This is a genomic window from Methylobacterium sp. Leaf117 (assembly GCF_001422985.1).
Taxonomy (GTDB): Bacteria; Pseudomonadota; Alphaproteobacteria; order Rhizobiales; family Beijerinckiaceae; genus Methylobacterium.
Genome location: NZ_LMNL01000034.1, coordinates 336126 through 356072, shown reverse-complemented (window position 1 = coordinate 356072; position 19947 = coordinate 336126). Strand labels below are relative to the sequence as shown.

Annotated in this window: 19 protein-coding genes; 14 read left to right on the top strand and 5 right to left on the bottom strand. The window is 68.0% G+C overall.

Features of this window, described 5'->3' with window-relative positions; translation table 11 throughout:
- The first annotated feature begins 74 nt into the window (after positions 1-74).
- The 3 genes from ASF57_RS16225 to ASF57_RS16215 all read left to right on the top strand — a co-directional run bounded on the left by ASF57_RS16225 (position 75) and on the right by ASF57_RS16215 (position 4092).
- Positions 75-1007 (top strand): LysR family transcriptional regulator, encoded by a 933-nt coding sequence (locus ASF57_RS16225; RefSeq protein ID WP_056485074.1) that lies wholly within the window; start codon positions 75-77, stop codon positions 1005-1007.
- Positions 1008-1240: 233 nt separating this feature from the next.
- On the top strand, positions 1241-1543 hold the full coding sequence (locus ASF57_RS16220) for a hypothetical protein (protein ID WP_056485072.1): 303 nt from the start codon (positions 1241-1243) through the stop codon (positions 1541-1543).
- A 419-nt stretch (positions 1544-1962) separates the two neighbouring features.
- A complete protein-coding gene (locus ASF57_RS16215; RefSeq protein WP_156376184.1) occupies positions 1963-4092 on the top strand; it encodes a TonB-dependent siderophore receptor in 2130 nt (709 codons plus the stop codon).
- 43 nt (positions 4093-4135) lie between these two features.
- Here ASF57_RS16215 and panB read toward each other — a convergent pair whose 3' ends face one another.
- The 4 genes from panB to ASF57_RS16195 form a co-directional block, all read right to left on the bottom strand.
- Complete coding sequence (panB, locus tag ASF57_RS16210) at positions 4136-4960, bottom strand: 3-methyl-2-oxobutanoate hydroxymethyltransferase (protein WP_056485068.1); 825 nt, start codon at positions 4958-4960, stop codon at positions 4136-4138.
- A gap of 471 nt (positions 4961-5431) precedes the next feature.
- Complete coding sequence (locus tag ASF57_RS16205) at positions 5432-6019, bottom strand: rhodanese-like domain-containing protein (protein ID WP_056485062.1); 588 nt, start codon at positions 6017-6019, stop codon at positions 5432-5434.
- A gap of 14 nt (positions 6020-6033) precedes the next feature.
- A complete protein-coding gene (locus tag ASF57_RS16200) occupies positions 6034-6840 on the bottom strand; it encodes a quinoprotein dehydrogenase-associated SoxYZ-like carrier (protein WP_244477017.1) in 807 nt (268 codons plus the stop codon).
- Positions 6841-7008: 168 nt separating this feature from the next.
- Positions 7009-7962, bottom strand: a complete 954-nt coding sequence (locus tag ASF57_RS16195; RefSeq protein WP_056181808.1) for a quinoprotein relay system zinc metallohydrolase 2 — start codon at positions 7960-7962, stop codon at positions 7009-7011.
- A 187-nt stretch (positions 7963-8149) separates the two neighbouring features.
- On the opposite strand from ASF57_RS16195, the gene ASF57_RS16190 reads away from it, so the two are divergent.
- Positions 8150-8752 (top strand): TetR/AcrR family transcriptional regulator, encoded by a 603-nt coding sequence (locus ASF57_RS16190; RefSeq protein ID WP_056485060.1) that lies wholly within the window; start codon positions 8150-8152, stop codon positions 8750-8752.
- Between the two features lie 67 nt (positions 8753-8819).
- Positions 8820-9806 carry a GTP-binding protein gene (locus ASF57_RS16185; protein WP_056485058.1) on the top strand — a complete coding sequence of 329 codons (987 nt, stop codon included), beginning with the start codon at positions 8820-8822 and terminating at the stop codon, positions 9804-9806.
- A gap of 58 nt (positions 9807-9864) precedes the next feature.
- Here ASF57_RS16185 and ASF57_RS16180 read toward each other — a convergent pair whose 3' ends face one another.
- Positions 9865-11556 carry a HAMP domain-containing methyl-accepting chemotaxis protein gene (locus tag ASF57_RS16180; protein WP_056485056.1) on the bottom strand — a complete coding sequence of 564 codons (1692 nt, stop codon included), beginning with the start codon at positions 11554-11556 and terminating at the stop codon, positions 9865-9867.
- Positions 11557-12085: 529 nt separating this feature from the next.
- Here ASF57_RS16180 and ASF57_RS16175 point away from each other — a divergent pair.
- From ASF57_RS16175 to ASF57_RS16135, 9 genes are all read left to right on the top strand, one after another.
- On the top strand, positions 12086-13252 hold the full coding sequence (locus ASF57_RS16175; RefSeq protein ID WP_056181796.1) for a putative peptidoglycan glycosyltransferase FtsW: 1167 nt from the start codon (positions 12086-12088) through the stop codon (positions 13250-13252).
- The gene (gene murG, locus ASF57_RS16170) at positions 13249-14358 is read left to right on the top strand and encodes an undecaprenyldiphospho-muramoylpentapeptide beta-N-acetylglucosaminyltransferase (protein WP_056485054.1); all 1110 of its coding nucleotides are present in this window, start codon (positions 13249-13251) and stop codon (positions 14356-14358) included. Before ASF57_RS16175 ends, murG begins: the two co-directional genes overlap by 4 nt.
- A gap of 72 nt (positions 14359-14430) precedes the next feature.
- Positions 14431-15846, top strand: coding sequence for a UDP-N-acetylmuramate--L-alanine ligase (gene murC, locus ASF57_RS16165; protein ID WP_056181790.1), 1416 nt, complete (start codon positions 14431-14433; stop codon positions 15844-15846).
- A gap of 7 nt (positions 15847-15853) precedes the next feature.
- Positions 15854-16396, top strand: a complete 543-nt coding sequence (locus ASF57_RS16160) for a DUF559 domain-containing protein (protein WP_056485052.1) — start codon at positions 15854-15856, stop codon at positions 16394-16396.
- Positions 16393-17325, top strand: a complete 933-nt coding sequence (gene murB / locus ASF57_RS16155) for a UDP-N-acetylmuramate dehydrogenase (protein WP_056181784.1) — start codon at positions 16393-16395, stop codon at positions 17323-17325. Before ASF57_RS16160 ends, murB begins: the two co-directional genes overlap by 4 nt.
- A 37-nt stretch (positions 17326-17362) precedes the next feature.
- Positions 17363-17596 (top strand): AbrB/MazE/SpoVT family DNA-binding domain-containing protein, encoded by a 234-nt coding sequence (locus ASF57_RS16150; RefSeq protein ID WP_056181781.1) that lies wholly within the window; start codon positions 17363-17365, stop codon positions 17594-17596.
- Positions 17597-17612: 16 nt separating this feature from the next.
- Positions 17613-17957, top strand: a complete 345-nt coding sequence (locus ASF57_RS16145) for a type II toxin-antitoxin system PemK/MazF family toxin (protein ID WP_156376183.1) — start codon at positions 17613-17615, stop codon at positions 17955-17957.
- 38 nt (positions 17958-17995) lie between these two features.
- Positions 17996-18919 carry a D-alanine--D-alanine ligase gene (locus ASF57_RS16140; protein WP_056181774.1) on the top strand — a complete coding sequence of 308 codons (924 nt, stop codon included), beginning with the start codon at positions 17996-17998 and terminating at the stop codon, positions 18917-18919.
- Positions 18886-19887 (top strand): cell division protein FtsQ/DivIB, encoded by a 1002-nt coding sequence (locus tag ASF57_RS16135; RefSeq protein ID WP_082504044.1) that lies wholly within the window; start codon positions 18886-18888, stop codon positions 19885-19887. Before ASF57_RS16140 ends, ASF57_RS16135 begins: the two co-directional genes overlap by 34 nt.
- Positions 19888-19947: the final 60 nt, after the last annotated feature.

Sequence of the window (19947 nt, the reverse complement as noted above, 5' to 3'; positions counted from 1 at the left end):
AGGCGCCCGATGCCCTTGCTTCTGAGGCGAATATGCTGTGCGTTGCGCCATGGATCAAACAGAACGAATCGATAATGACTATTGATCACGTCGATCTATCCCGGGTCGACCTGAACCTGCTCGTGGCCCTCGACGCGCTCCTGTCGGAGCGGAGCGTCACCCGGGCAGCCGCCCGCATCGGCATCGGCCAGTCGGCCATGAGCAGCAGCCTCGCCCGTCTCCGAACCCTGTTCGGCGACGAACTCCTGACCCGGTCCCCGGAGGGGATGCGGCCGACGCCCCGCGCCCTGGCGCTGGCCGAGCCGGTGCGGACGCTGCTGCGGCAGATCCAGTCCCTGGTGCGGCGCGATGCGGAGTTCGATCCCCGCACCGTGACCCGCACCTTCACCATCGGGCTGCCGGACAGCGCCGAGGTGCTGATCGGCCCGCGCCTGCTGGCCCATCTGCGGGCGGAGGCGCCCGGCATCAGCCTGCTGCTGCGCTCCATCGACCGCATCCGCATCCTGCAGGAACTCGATGCCGACCGGGTCGACCTCGGCATCGGCTTCTTCTCGGAGGGCCAGACGCACCACAAGCAGCGCCTGCTCTATCGCGACAGCTACCTGTGCATGTTCAACGCGGACCTCGTCGGGCTGTCGCCGCCGATCTCGCTCGACGATTACCTGCGCTTTCCCCACGTGCTCACCAGCCTGAAGGAGACCGCGCACGGGGTGGTGGACGATGCGCTCGCCAAGCTCGGGCGCAGCCGGACCCTGGCGGTGACCACGCCGCGCTTCCTCGCGGTGCCGTTCCTGGTGCGCAGCGCCCCGGTCCTGACCACGATGCACGCGCGACTCGCCACCTTCTTCGCCGGCGCCCTCGGACTCACCGTGAGCCCGACGCCCGTGGCCCTGGAGGACGTCGCGGTCTCGATGCTGTGGCATGCCTCCTATGACGACGATCCCGCCCATCGCTGGCTGCGCCGGACGCTGCTTACCCTGGTGGAGGCACCGACCGGAACGATCTGACCCGGCGTGCCGGGCGGCGGCCCGAAGGGGTATGATCGTCCCGGGGGCCTGCGTGGGACGGGACTCGGCAGGGAGATCTCGAAGTGAGGATCTTCAAGGATGCGTGAGGCAGCGCACAGCCGGGGGGCTGACAATCATCGATTCTCTTACCGTTCATCAACCGTTCGGTGATTCTCTCTCACTGTGACGCTTCTGATTTGACGCAAGCTCTTCGGGATTGAAGGAACGGAGCTATGAAGAATACGCTGGTCGCGGCCCTGGTGGCCGCCACGGTCGCCGTCGTGGCCGTTCCGAGCGCCCAGGCGCGCGACGGAATCGGGGCGGGCGGCGCGGCCGCCCTCGGCGTGCTTGGCGGCCTCGCCATCGGCGGCGCCATCGCCTCGTCGCAGAACGACGGCGGCTACTACCCGGGTCGCCCGGTCTATCGCGCGCCGCGCCCGGTCTATGTCGAAGAGGAGGTGTGCCACATGGAACGCCGCGGCTTCATCGACGCCTACGGCTACGAGCACATCCGCCGCGTCCGCGTCTGCGAATAGGACGCGTCGCCGCGCCGCATCTCGGCGCGGTCACCGACGGCGCTGCTCTCCACGAACGATCCCAACGGGCTCCGCCATCGCAGGCGGGGCCCGTTTGCATGTCAGGCAGCGGCATCGCCCCCGGAGCGAGATGAAAGCTTTCGCCCGTCCGCTTGTCGGGCATGTGGATGTGTGTGTTCCAGTATTTCATTGTACTGATTCTAAGATGTTGCCCTGCGAGCACGGCGTGAAATGATCAGTTTTCGGTCCCGTCTGGATCGTTGACCGTCTGATTTTTTCATTCCAATGCACGAAAATAATCTTTGGTCGCAGGTCCGCACGTGCCAATCATCTTCGGGTTTATGCTCGCGCACAAGTTGAATAGCGGCGCCGTTCTTCGCCGGACACTGATCGGTTCGACGGCTGCCCTCGTGACTTGCATGGCGGGTCCGGTGGTCGCGCAGCAATCCAGCCCGCCGAGCGCTTCGAACGTGACGCTTGACACCCTGGAGGTCGTCGGCGATCGCCGGGGCGTCACCGCGATCGGTGCGGCCGAGGACCCGCGCGGCCCCGTCGCCGGTTACGTCGCGACCCGTTCCGTCTCCAGCACCAAGACCGACACCCCGATCCTCCGGACGCCGCAGGCGATCTCGGTGGTGGGACGCCAGCAGATCGACGACCAGAAGCCGACGAGTCTGGCCGAGGCGACGCGCTACGCGCCGGGCATCCGCGGCGAGACCTTCGGCGCCGATCCGCGCAACGACTGGTTCCTCATCCGTGGCTTCACCGCCCAGGAATCCGGCTACTTCCTCGACGGTCTGCAGCTGTTCACCTCGGCCTTCGCCACCTGGAAGCTGGAGCCCTTCGGCCTGGAGCGCCTGGAAATCCTGCGCGGACCGAATTCCGGCCTCTATGGCGGCGCCAGCCCGGGCGGCATCATCAACGCGGTGAGCAAGCGCCCCCCGATCGTGCCGATCCGCTACGTCGAGGCCGGAATCGACAATTTCGGCAATGCCTATGCGGGCTTCGACATCGGCGGTCCCGTGGAGGCCGGCACCGAGGGCAAGCTGTTCTATCGCCTCGTCGGGCTCGGCCGGGGCGGCGGAACGCAGGTCGACTTCGTCAACAACGACCGCTTCTTCTTCGCGCCCTCGATCACCTGGAAGCCGGACACCGATACCTCGCTGACCCTTCTGGCCCAGGTGCAGCGCGACCGTGCCGGCACCCAGAACTTCCTGCCCTACGAGGGCACGGTGACACCGGCGCCCTTCGGCTTCATCAAGACGAGCCGCTTCACCGGCGACCCGGCGACCGACCGCCTGACCCGTTCACAGGACATGGTGGGCTACGAGTTCGAGCATCGCTTCGACAATGACATCAAGTTCCGGCAGAACGCACGCCACGGCACGGTCACGGTCAATCTGTCCAACCGTTACGGCGGCGGCTACGCCACCACGCCGGCCGCAGCCGACCTCAGCCGCTTCGACTTCTTCACCCGTGGCGCGGCGGTGCAGAGCGATATCGACAACCAACTCGTCATCCCGTTCCGCACGGGCGATTTCGGGCATACGGTGCTGGCGGGTTTCGAGTACCGACGCTACCAGATCGACGATTTCGGAGCCTTCGGCAGCGGACCTTCGTTGAATCTGGTCCGACCGATCTATCCCAACACGCCTCTGAACCCGAGTTTCGTCTATCAGAACGCGCTGATCACCCAGAACCAGTTTGCGGCCTACCTGCAGGACGAGATCACCGTCGGCAATTTTTCCCTCGTGCTCAGCGGCCGCCACGACTGGGTCGCCACCGACAACGTCGACCGGCTCGGCGTCAACAACGCCACCCGGGACACCAGCGCCTTCAGCGGCCGCGTCGCCCTGATCTACAACGACGAATCCGGGCTCGCTCCCTACGTCTCCTACGCGCAGGGCTTCAACCCGACCGTCGGCCTCAACGGTGTGACCGGCCAGCTCCTCCTGCCCGAGAGCAGCGAGCAAACCGAGATCGGTCTGAAGTACAAGCCTCCGGGTTTCGACGGCTACTTCGCCGCCGCATTGTTCGACCTGACCCGCTCGAACGTGCTGACCACCAACCCGCTCAACGTCCAGCAGGTGGTCCAGACCGGTGCCGTGAACTCGCGCGGCGCCGAGGTCGAGATGGTGGCCAACCTCGCACCCGGTCTGCGGGCGGTGGCTTCCTACACCGCCTACGACCTCTCGGTGACGCGGGACCTGAACACCGCGCTTCTCGGCACCACCCCGACCAACACGCCGGAGCAGTACGGCTCGCTGTTCCTGGACTACACCTTCCAGAACGGCGTCCTGCGCGGCTTCGGTCTCGGCGGCGGCGTGCGCGGCGTCGGGCGCTCCTTCGCCGATCAGGCCAACCAGTTCCGGGTGCCGGGCTACGTCGTCGGCGACCTCGTCGCCCATTACGACTGGGAAGGCTGGCGCTTCGCCCTCAACGTCGCGAACGTCTCGGACGAGCGCATCGTCAACAGCTGCAGCACCGTCACGGCCTGCTACTACGGCGAGCGCCGCCGGGTGCTCGGCAGCATCGGCTATCGCTGGTAGCCGGCCGGGGCCGGCTTGCGCGGGGCAAACCCGCGGAGGCCGGTCACAACGGCTGGTAGGTGTGCTCCTCGGCCGGGAAGGTGCCGGAGCGGACCTCGTCGGCATAGTCCCTCACGGCGGCCTCGATCTGGCCCCGCAGGGTGCCGAAACGCTTTACGAATTTCGGCACTCGGTCGCTGAGGCCGAGCATGTCCTCGAGGACGAGGATCTGCCCGTCGCACGCCATGGTGGCGCCGATGCCGATGGTGGGCGTGGTGATCTCGGGGGCGGTGGCGATGGCACGGGCCACCGGCTCGACGATGCCCTCCATCACGATGGCAAAGGCGCCCGCATCGTTGATGGCGCGGGCATCGGCCATCAGGCGGCGCTCGCCGTCGGCCTCGCGGCCCTGCACCTTGAAGCCCCCCATGGTGTTCACCGATTGCGGGGTCAGGCCGATATGGCCCATCACCGGCACGCCGCGCTCGACCAGGAAGGCCACCGTCTCGGCAAAGCGTGCGCCGCCCTCCATCTTGATCGCCCCGGCCCCCGTCTCCTTGAGCACGCGAGCGGCGTTGAGGAAGGCCTGCTGCGGGCTCGCCTCGTAGGAGCCGAACGGCATGTCCACCACGATCAGCGCTCGGGAGGTGCCCCGGATCACGGCCTGCGCCTGGACGATCATCATCTCCAGGGTCACCGGCAGGGTCGATTCCATGCCGTGCATCAGCATGCCGAGGGAATCGCCGACCAGGATGAAGTCGCAATAGGGATCGAGGATGCCGGCCGTGTGCGCGTGATAGGCCGTGAGCGCGATAATCTTGCGCCCCTCGGCCTTGCGCTTGGCCAGGTCGATCGCGCGGATTCGGCGGGACTGAACGGCTTGCGACATCGAACTCCACCCGGCTGGTTCGGGCCGCCGGAACGCGGCGGACCGTCTGCTGGTGGAGGCTCTATACACCGCCTCGGCGGAGATGGCGCGGGCCGGTGTGACGCTCCCGCACGATTGTCGCGCCGCAAGGCCTTCGTCGTGCAAGTGATATATCAGATATCAGGCTGCCCACCGCAGACATTACGGGCGAATGTCACTGCGTGGAAAGTCTTGTCCGGGGGTATCGGTAACAGCGATGGCGTCGCTGCTCCGAACTCTCTCCGGGCGTTTCCTCCCTAGACTTTCGGGCGCCGTTCGATGCCTTTATTCCGCCACAACCGGCTCCCTGTCAACTGCGTTCGCACTGGGGGCTGAGTATCCGCATGCTGATTGTTTGAGCGCAGGCCGGCGAAGGCGGAAAAATCCCGCCGGGCGAGACGCTTATCCTGATCGGAATCTGACGTTCGTCCTGGCAGCGGCTCGGCCCGCGCCTCAGCGCTGGGTCTCGCCGCCGCTCCGGGCCGTCCAGGCGGCATCCTCGGTGATGACCGTGGTCGGGTGGCGCTCCTGCCAGCCCTCGATGCCCTCGGGGAACCAGTGCACGGCGCGATAGCCTTCGAGCACCAGCCGCTTGGCCGCGTTCCAGCTGCCCCAGCATTCGGGATGACAGAAGGCGACGATGGCCCGGTCCTTGTCACCCCCGGTCAGGTCCGCCACGCGTTTCAGGAACAGGGATTCGTGCGCCGGATCGAGGGGGGCGGCGCCCGCATTGGGCATCCACACCGCACCGGGCACCGAGCGGTGGGCGGGCAGCCAGGGACGGTCGGACGGAAAGCCCGCCGGGCGCCGGTCGGCCAGGGACACGTCGAGCAGGACAGGCTTGTCACGGGCTATCAGGGCGTCGAGGGTGTCGATGGTGAGGACCGTGGCGCCCGACAGGGTGGCGGGGGTGTAGCCCCGCTGCGGCCCGGTCCAGATCCCGTCCGGCTCCGGCACGTTCACGGGGGAATCGGCCGGGCTCGCCGCCGCCAGGACGAAGGCGGCGGCGCCCGCGAGCGCGAGCCGGACGAGGCGCAGCATGATGGGGCGCCCGCTCAGTTGGTCGCGCTCGGGGCGGGGAAGCTGTGCTCCCACCGGCCGTTCTGGTTGTCGGAGGCCACCACCTGGATCGGCCCCCGGCCGTCGGGCTTCAGGGCGAAGTTGAGGACCGGGTTCGACGCGATCGAGATGTCGCCGTCCAGGGTCAGGATGGTCTGGCCGCCGCGGCTGATCGCGATCTTGTTGATGTAACGGGCCGGCGTGTAGTCGCGGGTGATCTGGTTCATCTGCATGCCGCTGAAGTTCGGATGGCGGATCATCAGCGTCGCCTCGACCGGCTGGCCGGGCTGGCTCTCGGCGAACTTCATCTTCATGTCGCCCATGCCCTTCATCGCCTCCTCGTCGCTCATGCCCATCGGGGCCGAGCAGCCGCCCGAAGCCTTGACGAACTTCGTGGTCTCGAAAAGTCGGCCGTCCTTGGTCTCCACCACGGCGTGGATGTTGGTGTAGTTGTTCACCCGCACCCGCAGCTTGAGTTCGTTCGCCTCGGCGCCCGGCCCGAAGGTGACGTGCGCCGCGTAGGGCGACGGGTTGTCGTCGATGATGAGGTGGACGCCCGCGACCGTGTCCTTCTCCGGCATGGTCAGGGTGATCGGCACCAGCGAGGCATCGAGCGCCCGCACCGGCGCGTCGATCGTCACGAGGCTGTCGGTCGGCGCGATCGTCTTGTCGCCGAAGATCGATTTCTGGATCTCCTTCCAGCGGGCGAGACGCTCCGACTCGTCGTCCGAAGCCCCGGCGGCGAGGCTCGGACCCGTCCCCAGCACGGTGCCGGCGCCGACCAGCGGCAGGGCGAGCGACAGGGCCGTCAGGATCGAGCGGACGAGAACAGGTTTGGTGATTGAGCGGGTCACGGCGTTTCTCCTGTGGGATGATCGTTCTTCTTGCGACATCCGTTCTTCTTGCGAGATCTCTGATATCATGTGGCGCGGGGCGGGATCGGCCTCAAGTCGCAGTCTTGAGCCACGGCCTCATTCCCATTCCAGTTCCTTGAAGGCCTGGGTGACGTTGCGGCCATTGTAGGTGTCGAACAGGACCCACTTGTCGCGCTCGGCCTGTCCGACCGTCTGCACCGCCTTCTCGATCGGCAGATCCGCCGCGATGGCCTTGCGGGTCTCGTCGCGAAGCACCGTCAGGTAGCGCGTCAGGTCGTCCATGGCGGGGGCGAAGTCGACCAGGGTCGGTCCGTGGCCCGGGACGGCCTTGGTCGCGCCCAACGCGCGCAGCCGGTCGGCCTCCTTGAGCCAGCCCACGAGGCTGCCGTCGAGGGAGGGGATGCGGGTGACGAACAGGAGGTCGGCGGGAAACAGGATGCCGCTGGCGGAATCCCGCATCGAGAGGTCGCAGTTCGTATGCGCCGGGCCGTGGGCGGTGACGCGCAGGGTGCGGCCACCGAGGTCGATGTCGGCGCCGTCCGTCACCTCCAGGGTGGGGTAGACTACCGTGCCGGCGCGGTCGGCGCCGAGAATCTCGACGAGGCGGCCGCGATAGTATTCGCCCCGCGCGTCGAGGGCGGCCCGGAGGGCGCCGTGCCCGACATAGACCGGCTTGTCCTCGGCGAAGGCCGCCGCCCCGAAGCAATGGTCGGGGTGGACATGGGTCAGCACCACATGGCCGATCGGCTTGTCCGTGCGCTTCCTGATCTCCGCGCGCAGCCAGGCCCCGTCGGCGAGACTGCCGCCGGATTCGGTGACCAGGACCGAGGTCTCGCCCACGATGAAGCCGATATTGGCGATGGCGTCGTTGTTCTCGGGGCTCGCTTCCGCGTCGGGGCCGCGCCGGATGAAGATGCCGGGGCCGACCTCGTGCAGGTCGAAGCCCTCCGCCGAGCGCCCGAGGCTGGGCAGGCAGCACAGGCACAGGCCGCCGAACAAGGCGCCGCGACGCGTCGGATTCCAGCGTGATCGGCCGGCCTCAGCCCGCATGTATGCCTCCCGCTTTTTGTTCTACCAAGTAGTAGGTAGATTTCCGCCGGCGTCAACGGCATAAGGCGGAGCCTCCACGTCCCGGCGATCACGGTCCCGCGCGCCGGAATGTCCAAGCGTCGAAGCGTCGAAGTGTCGAAAGGTCCGGGGCGGACGAGATGGACCGGGCAGGGGAGATCATGGGACGATGAGGGATACCCGCGCCGCGCTGCTGCTGGAGGCCGAGACCCTGGTGCGTCGCCGGAGCTATGCCGGCTTCAGCTATGCCGACCTCGCCGAGGCGGTGCAGATTCGCAAGGCGAGCATCCACCACCACTTCCCGACCAAGTCCGACCTCGCCCGCGCCCTCGTGGCCGCTTACGATGCCCGCTACGACGCGGCTCTGGCCGAGATCCGGGCCGGCGAGCCCGACGCGATCCGGCGGATCGAGGCCTACGGCACCCTCTATCTCGGGGGCGTCGAGGCCGGGCTGGGCTGCCTCTGCGCCGTCCTGGCGATCGAGGGCGACGCCCTGCCGGAAACGCTGCGCGCCGACATCGCCCGCTTCTTCGAAAAGCACATCGCCTGGCTGGAGGCGGTGCTGGCCGAGGGCATCGCGACGGAAAGCGTGCGGGCCTCCCTCGAGCCCGCCGCCACGGCCCGCATGGTCATTGCCGCCCTCGAAGGCGCCCTCCTGATGGAGCGCCTGCTGGCCGGACCGGAGGGCTTCCGCGGCACCCTCGCGGCGCTCTGCGACGGGCTGCGGGCTGCCGGGGTTTCATCCGACCGGGGTTTCATCCGACCCGACTGATACAATATAACAGGTCGCAGCGACGCCTCCCGCGCGGGCGACCCCGTGCCATCGACGAAGAGTCACCATGTCCGACAGCCCGAACCCCGCCTCCGCGAAGATCCCCGTCACCGTGCTCACCGGCTATCTCGGCGCGGGCAAGACGACGCTTCTCAACCGCATCCTCACCGAGAACCACGGCAAGCGCTACGCCGTGATCGTCAACGAGTTCGGCGAGATCGGCATCGACAACGACCTCATCATCGGCGCCGACGAGGAGGTGTTCGAGATGAACAACGGCTGCGTCTGCTGCACCGTGCGCGGCGACCTGATCCGCATCATGGACGGCCTGGTGAAGCGGCGCGGCAAGTTCGACGCGATCATCGTCGAAACCACCGGCCTCGCCGATCCCGCCCCCGTGGCCCAGACCTTCTTCATCGACGAGGATGTCGGCGCGGCCGCCCGCCTCGACGCGGTGGTGACCGTGGCGGACGCCAAGTGGCTGTCGGACCGCCTGAAGGACGCGCCGGAGGCCAAGAACCAGATCGCCTTCGCGGACGTGATCCTGCTCAACAAGGCCGATCTCGTGGAGGAGGCGGACCTGGCCCGGGTCGAGGGCCAGATCCGCGCGATCAACCCCTACGCCAAGGTCCACCGCACCGAGCGCTGCGCGGTGCCGCTGGAGGCGGTGCTGGAGCGCAATGCCTTCGATCTAGGCCGCATCCTCGACATCGAGCCCGACTTCCTCGAAGAGGGTCACCACCATCACCACGACGACGACATGCAGTCGGTCTCGGCCAAGATCGACGGACCGGTCGACCCCGAGAAGTTCATGCCCTGGATCTCGACCCTGACCCAGGTCCAGGGCCCCGACATCCTGCGCTGCAAGGGGATCGTCGCCTTCCCGAACGAGCCGCAGCGCTTCGTCTTCCAGGGCGTCCACCAGATCCTCGACGGCGACCTTCAGGGGCCGTGGAAGGACGACGAGCCGCGCGTCTCCCGCGTGGTCTTCATCGGCCGCAAGCTCGATCCGGAGGCGATCCGCGCCGGGTTCGAGGATTGCAAGGCGGCCTGACGCCCGGCCTTCCGGGGGGCTCGCGATCCCGGGGGACGCGCGTGCGTCCCCCGGGCCGTCAGGCGGCCTTCACGCCGGCCAGGAACTGCGACACCTCCTGGCCGAGGTTTTCCGAATAGCGCGACAATTCCTTGGCGGCGCTCAGGACCTGGCTGGCGGCGGCGCCTGTCGAGCCCGCACCGGCGCGGACATGCTCGATGTTGCTGGTCACCTCCTGGGTGCCCTGCGCGGCCTCCTGGACGTTCCGGGCGATCTCCCGGGTGGCGGCGCCCTGCTGCTCCATCGCGGCGGCGATGCCGCCGGCGTAGGTCGACATGTCGGCGATGGTCCGGCCGATGCGCGTGATGTCGGACACCACCTCGCCGGTGGCCCCCTGGATCTCGCCGATCTTGGTGCGGATCTCCTCCGTGGCGCGCGCGGTCTGCCCGGCCAGTTCCTTCACTTCGGTGGCCACCACGGCAAAGCCGCGGCCCGCTTCGCCGGCGCGGGCCGCCTCGATGGTGGCGTTGAGCGCCAGCAGATTGGTCTGGCCCGCGATATTCGTGATCATGGCGACGACGTCGGTGATGCTGGCCGCAACGTCGGTCAGGCGCTTCACCGTCGCCTCGGTGCGGTGCGTATCCTCGACGGCTTGGTTGGCCATGATGGAGGATTGGCTGACCTGGGTTACGATCTCCTGGATCGAGGCGGACATCTCCTCGCTGGCGGACGCCACCGTGTGGACGTTGGCCGAGGTTTCTTCCGCCGCGCTCGCCACCGTCGTCGCCTGCTGGATCGACTGATCCGCCGTGGAGGCCATCGACTGGGCGGTGGCTTCCATCTCGGTGGCGGCCCCTGCCAGCCCGTGCGTCAGGTTCGAGACGTTGGCCTCGAAGCGCTTGGTCAGCCCGTCGAGCACTTCGGCCCGGCGCATCTTGGACTGGTTCTCGGCCTCCTGCTCGGCCGCCAGGCTGCGGGCCAGGATGGCGTTGTCCTTGAACACCCCCAGCGACCGGGCCAGCAGACTGATTTCGTCCTTGCGCGCCATGCCCTCCACGGTGACCGTCAGGTCGCCGCTCGCGAGACGGCCCATCGCGGCGCCCATGGCGTTCACCGGACGGGCGATCGCGTAGATCACGATCAGGCCGGCACTGCCCAGGGCGGCCAGCAGCCCGACGACGGCCGAGGACACCAGCATGGTCGTGGTGCTTCTGACGATCTCGTCGGCGTGAGCGGCGCTCGCCTTCAACTCAGACTCGACCAGGGTGATCCGCTGATTGGCCTGCTCGCGCAGCTTGGCCCGCAACGGTGCCGCCTCAGCCTGCGCGATCCTGTTTCCGGTCGCTGGATCGTTATTCAGGGCGGCCTCGGAGGAGCGGTTCAGAACGGTAAAGTAGGATTCCAGCCCACGCCGAAGATCGGCGTTCGCCGCGATGCGCGCGGGCGTATCGGCCAGGGCGGCAAGTTTGGCCTGCGCCTCGTAGGTCGCCTCGATGGCGCCGGCTTGCCGGGCCTTGAAGTCCTGGCTCCTCGGCCCGGTCGGATCGATGAGGATGTTGCGGTTCTGGAGTGCGGCTTCGGTCAGGGTGATCTGCAGGTTGAGCGCGTAGCCCTGACGTGCCGTCTGCACCTGGACGATCTCCCGCGTCTGATCCGCAATCTGGGACAGGGCGTAGCGGGCGTAGATCACGAGACCGAGGGCGACCAGGGTCGTCATGACCAGCGGGATGATGATCTTCACCAGAAGGCTGAAGTTATTGAACGTCCTCATCAAAAATCCCGTCCTGCAGATCGAAGATTGAATTCACCTACTTAAGAATAGCGTTTCTCGATAAAATAAATCTTAATGTTCGCTATTCTGTCCGGATAAGCGAAGCAAAATCTGCGCGATGCGCCAAAATCTCGGATCTTATGTGAGTAAGAAATTGGTCTATTCTGGATAGCAGTAATCCATCGCAATCAGTATTAGAATTGTCTGTTTTTGGGAGGTGGGTGTAGAAAAGAAGAAACCGTGCGTGTTTCCGCACGCAGGGCCTTGGAAATCGATGGACGTTCCTGGCTCGGCGCGAAGGCAAGTGCGGGAGAGGGTTTGTGCGAATGCGCTGGAGCCCGAGTGAAACCTTCTCGAAGCGCCAGCTCTTCGAGCGGCCCGACCCTCGGGACAGGCGAAGCTTCGACGGCGGATCGCAACACTTGGTTTACCATTCCGGCACAGGATCGAATTCGTGCCGGCCTGACGCCGCCGGCCGCGATCGGCTGCCCTGCCCGGGCGCCGTGAGGCCCCGGAGAGTGCTGATCCCATGATGTCCCGAGCGGAACGCACGCCCTTGACGGACTGGTGGTGGACCGTCGACCGCGGCCTCCTCGCCGGCCTCGGCGCGCTCATGGTGGCGGGCTTGGTCTTCCTCATGGGCGGCGGGCCGCCCGTGGCCGAGAAGATCGGCCTGCCGACCTTCCACTTCCTCAATCGGCAGGCGCTCTATCTTGCGCCCACCATCCTCATCATCGTCGGCGTGTCGTTCCTGTCCCTGCGCCACATCCGCCGCGTCGCGCTCTTCACCTGGATGATGGGCGTCGCGCTCTGCATCCTGGCGAGCAAGTTCGGCCCGGAGATCAAGGGCGCGCACCGCTGGATCCAGTTCGGTGCCATCGGCATCCAGCCGTCGGAATTCGTCAAGCCCGCCTTCGTGGTGGTGGCGGCCTGGGCCTTCTCGGAGGGCGCGCAACGACGCGACATGCCGGGCGGCCTGCTGGCGATCCTGCTCCTGCCCATCACCATCGTGCCGCTCGTGCTCCAGCCCGATTTCGGCCAGACCATGCTCATCACCATCGTGTGGTGCGCCCTGTTCTTCGTGGCCGGCCTGCACTGGTTCTGGGTGGCGGGCCTCGGCGTCGGCGGCCTGATCGGCGTCGCCACCGCCTACCGCTTCCTGCACCACGTGCGCGAGCGCATCGACCGCTTCCTCGACAGCGATTCCGGCGACAACTTCCAGGGCTACTGGGCCCGGCAATCGTTCAATTCCGGCGGCTGGTTCGGCACCGGCCCGGGGGAGGGCGTCGCCAAGCGCCACCTGCCCGACGCCCACACCGACTTCATCTTCTCGGTGACGGGTGAGGAGTTCGGCACCATCGTGTGCCTCGGCCTCGTCCTGCTCTTCGCCTACATCGTCATGCGGGGCCTGAAGCTGGCCCGGCGCACCGACGACACCTTTTCGCGATTGGCGATCACGGGTCTCACCACGTTGTTCGGGCTGCAGGCCTGCATCAACATGGCGGTGAACGTCCGCCTGATGCCCGCCAAGGGCATGACCCTGCCGTTCGTCTCCTACGGCGGCTCCTCGCTGATCTCGCTCGCCCTCGGCATGGGCTTCCTCGTGGCCTTGACCCGCAAGCGCCCCCGGACCACCACCCTGAGCCAGAAGCCGCCGGGCACCGCCCCGGCGACGATCGCCGGAGTGATGCGTTGACCGTTGCCACCGCCACGATCCTGCTCTGTGCCGGGGGCACGGGCGGGCATCTGTTTCCCGCCGAGAGCCTGGCCCACGCCCTGCGCGCCCGCGGCGTGCGGGTGGCGCTGGCCACCGATGCCCGGGTGGATTCGATCGCCACCGGCTTCCCGGCCTCCGAGATCGTCACCATCGCCTCCGCCACGCCCTCGGGGCGCTCCCTGATCAAGCGCGGCACCGCGCTCCTCACCCTCGGGCGCGGCTTCGGCGTCGCCGCGCGGGAGATCCGACGCATCAACCCGGCCGCCATCGTTGGCTTCGGCGGATATCCCACGGTGCCGCCGATGCTGGCGGGACAGATCCTGCAGGTCCCCACCATCCTGCACGAGCAGAACGCCGTGATGGGCCGGGCCAACGCCTTCCTGGCGCGCGGCGCCCGTGCCATCGCCACCGGGTTTCGCGACGTGCGCGGCGTGCCGGTCAAGGCCCTCGCGCCCCGGACCCATACGGGCAACCCGTTGCGCCCGGCGGTGCTCGAGGCCGCGAAAACACCTTATCCGCCGGTCGGTCCGGGTGATCCGCTGCATCTCCTGGTCTTCGGCGGCAGTCAGGGCGCCCGGGTGATGGGCGAGGTCGTGCCCGCCGCCATCGCCAACCTGCCCGCCGATCTGCGCGCCCGGCTCCATCTCGTGCAGCAGGTGCGGGCCGAGGACCTGACGCAGGTCCAGAACCTCTATCTCGGCCTGGGCCTCGCCGGCTTCGAGGCCGCCCCCTTCTTCAAGGATTTGCCGGCCCGGATGGCGGCGGCGCACCTCGTCATCGGTCGCTCCGGGGCTTCCACGGTCTCAGAACTCGCCGCCATCGGGCGGCCCGCCATCCTGGTGCCGCTCCCCGGCGCCCTCGACCAGGATCAGGCGGCCAACGCCGCGACGCTCGCCGCCATCGGCGCCGCGCAGGCGATCGCGCAATCCGCCTTCACGCCGGATCGCCTCACGGCGGAACTGGTCGACCTCTTCACCAATCCCGGAAAATTGACCGCGGCGGCCTCAGCCGCCAAAAGCGCCGGAATTCACGACGCGGCCGAGCGGCTCGCCGACATCGTCATCGCGACGGCGGCCCGCACCTGACGGCGTCCGCCGATTGACCCCGTTCGGGCCGGTTCGTCCGGACCCCCGACGCCCCTGAGACTGGTCCTTCCCATGAAGCTGCCCGACAAGCTCGGTCCCATCCACTTCATCGGCATCGGCGGCATCGGCATGTCCGGCATCGCCGAGGTGATGCACAATCTCGGCTACACCGTGCAGGGGTCGGACGCCAACGACAACGCCAATGTCCGGCGGCTCTCCGACAAGGGCATGCGCACCTTCATCGGTCACGAGGCCGGCAACGTCGAGGACGCCGCCCTGGTGGTGGTCTCCACCGCGATCCGCCGCGACAATCCCGAGCTCGTCGCCGCCCGCGAGCGCCGCCTGCCGGTGGTGCGCCGGGCCGAGATGCTGGCCGAGCTGATGCGCTTCAAGTCCTGCGTCGCCATCGCGGGCACCCACGGCAAGACCACGACGACCTCCCTGGTCGCCACCCTGCTGGATGCCGGCAACCTCGACCCGACCGTGATCAACGGCGGCATCATCAACGCCTACGGCACCAACGCCCGCATGGGCGAGGGCGAGTGGATGGTGGTGGAGGCCGACGAATCCGACGGCACCTTCCTGAAGCTGCCGGCCGACGTCGCCATCGTCACCAACATCGACCCCGAGCACCTCGACCATTTCGGCTCGTTCGACGCGGTCAAGGATGCCTTCCGGCGTTTCATCGACAACATCCCGTTCTACGGCTTTGCCGTGATGTGCATCGACCACCCGATCGTGCAGGACCTCGTCGGCCACATCGAGGACCGTCGCATCATCACCTACGGCGAGAATCCGCAGGCCGACGTCCGCCTCATCGACGTGGACCTGCGCGGTGGCCAGAGCCGCTTCCGCGTCATGATCCGCGACCGCCGCCCCGGCTTCCGCCTGGAGATGGAGGACCTCGTCCTGCCGATGCCGGGCAAGCACAACGCCCTGAACGCCACCGCGGCCCTCGCCGTCGCGCACGAGCTCGGTGTCGAGCCGGAGGCGATCCGCAAGGCGCTGGCCGGCTTCGGCGGGGTCAAGCGCCGCTTCACCCGCACCGGCGAGTGGAACGGGGCCCTGATCTTCGACGATTACGGACACCATCCGGTGGAAATCAAGGCGGTGCTCAAGGCCGCCCGCGCCTCCACCGAGAGCAACGTCATCGCCATCGTGCAGCCGCATCGCTACACCCGCCTCGCCTCGCTGTTCGACGATTTCTGCACCTGCTTCAACGATGCCGATACGGTCATCGTCGCCCCGGTCTACGCGGCGGGCGAGGCGCCGATCGAGGGCATGGACCGCGACGGCCTCGTCTCGGGCCTCAAGTCCCGCGGCCACCGCGACGCCATCGCGCTCCAGCGTTCGGAAGACCTCGCCGGTATCGTCGCCGGCCGCGCCAAGCCGGGCGACTACGTGGTCTGCCTCGGGGCCGGCAACATCACCCAATGGGCCTATGCGCTCCCGGGCGAACTCGCGGCTCTGGATGGTGTGAAGGCGTGAGACGCCGATGCGCGCTGCCTCGAAGGCGCGCACGCGCTTCCGCCGGATCTTGCGGGCCAACGAAACTGAGGCCGAACGGCGTCTCCGGTCGCACGTGGGGGATCGGCGCCTTGCTGGTTTCGAGTTCGTTCGGCAGGCGCAGATCGGTCCCCACATGGCCGACTTCGGCTGTCGCGAAGCGCGGCTCATCGTCGAGGCGGATGGTAGTCAGCACGCTGCGAACACGCACGATCAGGCCCGAGATGCCTGGTTGATCGCGCGCGGCTATCGCATCCCAAGCTTCTGGAATTCCGACATCATGCATCAAACCGATTGCATCCCCGCGCCGATCCTCGCGGCCCTCCCAGCCTCTCCCCGCTTGCGGGGAGAGGGCGCCGAACCTCTCGCCGCGTTCGGCGTGAGCCCGAAGGGCGGAGGTGAGGGGGCGTTTCTCATGGACGCACAGCCTCTGTCCCCGATGTCCCCTCACCCACTCTCCGCGCGCTTCGCCCACAACAAAGGAGGCGGGGCCATCTCCCCGCAAGCGGGGAGAGGGGAGGTGCTCGCATGACCGCCTTCCCGGACATCACGCCCGACATCCGTGCCCGGGCGCCCGGCCTGCGGGGGCGGCTGATCGCCAACCAGCCGCTCTCGGACCTGACCTGGTTCCGCGTCGGCGGTCCTGCCCAGGTGCTGTTCACCCCGGCCGATGCGGAGGACCTCGGCGTCCTGCTCGGCGCCCTCGATCCCGAGACCTCCGTCACCGTGATCGGCCTCGGCTCGAACCTCATCGTGCGGGACGGCGGCGTGCCCGGCGTGGTGATCCGGCTCGGCGGCAAGGCCTTCGGCACGGTGGCGATCGACGGCGAGACCCTGCGGGTCGGCACCGCGGTGCCGGACATGCGCCTCGCCAAGACGGCGGCCGAGGCCGGGCTCGACGGGCTCGCGTTCTTCCGCGGCATTCCCGGCTCGGTCGGCGGCGCCCTGCGCATGAACGCCGGCGCCCATGGCGGCGAGACCACCGACGTGCTGGTCGAAGCGCACGGCGTCGACCGCCAGGGCAACCCGCGCCGCTTCAGCCACGCCGAGATGGGCTTCGCCTACCGGCACAGCGGCGCCCCCGCCGACGTGATCTTCACTCAGGCGGTCTTCCGGGGCCGTCCGGGCGACCGCGCGGCCATCGAGGCCGAGATGGAGCGGGTGACGGCGGCGCGCGAGGCGGCCCAGCCGATCCGCGAGCGCACCGGCGGCTCGACCTTCAAGAACCCGCCCGGCGGCAAAGCCTGGCAACTCGTCGACGCCGCCGGCTGCCGTGGCCTCACGGTCGGCGGTGCGCAGGTCTCGGAGATGCACTGCAACTTCCTGATCAACCGCGACAACGCCACGGCCGCCGATATCGAGACCCTCGGCGAGGAGGTCCGCCGGCGGGTGCGCGAGACCTCCGGCATCGAGCTGCACTGGGAGATCAAGCGCATCGGCCGGTCGACACCCGCGGAGTAAGGCGGTAAGACGTAAGTTTTCTGCTGGAGAGTGGCCGATGACCGGTCGGGATGTTCTGACGACCTATTCGAAGGTCTCCGTGAAGAGCCAGACCGTGCTCCCGGCCGAGGTCCGCGAACGCCTCGGCATCGGCCCGGGCGACCGTCTTCGCTACGTGATCACGCCGGACGGTATCCGCATCGAGAAGGCGCGTCCCGAGGGCGAAGATCCCTTCGTGACCTTCACGGAATGGGCTGGGGCCGCCGACGAAGAAGCCTATGGCAATCTCTAGGGATCCCATCGGAGGCATGCTTGCCGCAGGCGCCGTCGTGGTCGTCCCATTTCCTTATTCCGACCGTCTCGCCGGGAAGCGTCGCCCGGCCGTCGTGGTCTCGGGACCGGCCGTCGCCGAGACGGGATTCGTCTGGATCGCCATGATCACCAGTGCGAACAACCCCGCCATGCGGGGCGATCAGGCCATCGACGATCTTGCCGCTGCCGGGCTCGATGCGCCTTCGGTCGTCAGACCCGTCAAGCTGGCCTGCATCGAACCGGCACGTATCCTCAAGCGGATCGGGACATTGCCGCCGGTGGTGGCCGGCGCGGTTTTCGATGCGATCCACGACAGGATCGGCCCCGGCCGGCCGGCGTGATGCCGCAATCCATGTCTGCGCAAATCTCAGGAGTCCCCATGTCCAAGCACGTCGCCGTCCTCATGGGCGGGTGGTCCTCCGAGCGGCCGGTCTCGCTGAATTCGGGCCAGGCCTGCGCCGACGCCCTCGAAGGTCAGGGCTTTCGCGTCACCCGCGTCGACGTCCAGCCCGACATCGCCACGGTGCTGACCGCCCTGCGGCCCGACGTGGCCTTCAACGCGCTGCACGGACCGGCGGGCGAGGACGGCACGATTCAGGGCCTGCTCGAACTCCTGCGCATCCCCTACACCCATTCCGGCGTACTCGCCTCGGCGCTGGCGATGCATAAGGAACGTGCCAAAGTGATCATGCGGGCGGCCGGAGTCAGTGTTCCGGAGGGCCGCGTCGTTAACCGTCATGAGGCCGCCAAGTCACACGTGCTGACGCCGCCCTACGTGCTCAAGCCGGTGGCCGAGGGCTCCTCCATGGGGGTCATCATCGTGCGCGACGGGCGCACCCATCCGCCCCAGGAAGTGGGCCGGGCCGATTGGGGCTATGGCGATGAAATCCTTGCGGAAACCTATGTCGCCGGGCGCGAGCTGACCTGCGCCGTGATGGGGGACAAGGCCCTCGGGGTGATTGAAATCAAGCCGGCTTCCGGGGAGTGGTACGACTTCGATGCGAAGTACGCCGAGGGGGGGTCGATCCACGTCCTCCCGGCAGAAATTAAACCAAATCTTTACCAGCGTGTCCAAGAGTTGTCGTTAACGGCGCATCAAGCACTCGGGTGCCGGGGCATCAGCCGTGCGGACCTTCGTTACGACGACACACCGGGTGGAACCGGTGCCCTCGTCGTCCTGGAGGTCAACACGCAACCCGGCATGACGAAGACGAGCTTGGTCCCGGAGATGGCAGCCCATGCGGGCTATGGTTTCGGTGAGCTCGTCCAATGGATGGTGGAGGACGCAACGTTGGGCCGGTAGGGGCCGAAGGTCCGCTCGGCGGTCCTGGCCCGCTGGGTCAAGCCTCGCTGGGTCACGGCTCGCTGGGGCCCGCCGCCGGCACGGTCGCCTCCGTCCGCGGGGCGCTCGCCGCCCGCCTGCGCCGCTTCACGCCCCCCGGCCGCCGCTCCCGCCTCGCGCTTCCGATCGAGCGCCGGGTTCCGCGCCACCTCGGCACGGCGGCGATGTCCGTTTCCTTCGCGGCCCTCGCCCTCGCCAGCTTCGTCGGCACCGGCGCCTACGACCGATTCGTGGCCGAGAACGGCCGTCCCCTCGACGTTCTGGCGCGCCTCGCCGGCTTCGGCGTCGAGCGCGTCACCATCTCGGGCATCGCCCGGCTCTATGAGCGCGAGGTGCTGCAGGCCGCCGGCATCGACGGCCACTCCTCCGTGGTGTTCTTCGACGTGGCCGAGGCCCGCGAGCGCCTGCTGGCGGTGCCGCTGATCGCCAGCGCCTCCGTGCGCAAGGTCTATCCGAACGAGATCGTCATCACCCAGGTGGAGCGCGAGCCCGCCGCCCTGTGGCAGCGCAACGGCGAGATCGCCGTGATCGCGGCCGACGGCACGGTGATCGACCAGATGCGCGACGACCGCTACGCCGCCCTGCCGCTGGTGGTCGGCGACGACGCCAACCTCAAGCTCAAGGACTACCTCGCCCTGATCGAGGCGGCCGGCTCGCTCGCCGAGCGCGTCAAGGCCGGGACCTACGTGTCCGGCCGGCGCTGGACCCTGAAACTCGACGGCGTCGACATCCGCCTGCCCGAGACCGGGGCGACCGAAGCGCTGGCCCGGTTGGTCAAGCTCGAGCGCGACAATCGCCTGCTCGAGAAGGACATCATCGCGGTGGACCTGCGCATGCCCGACCGGATCGTGGTGCGCCTCACCGAAGAGGCCGCCGCGGCCCGCGCCGAATCCCAGAAGAAGTCCAAGACCAAGGGGACCAGCACATGAGCCGCACGATCCGTCCGGCGCATCCCGCGTCCCGCCCCCGCCACACCCGTTCCGCCCGGT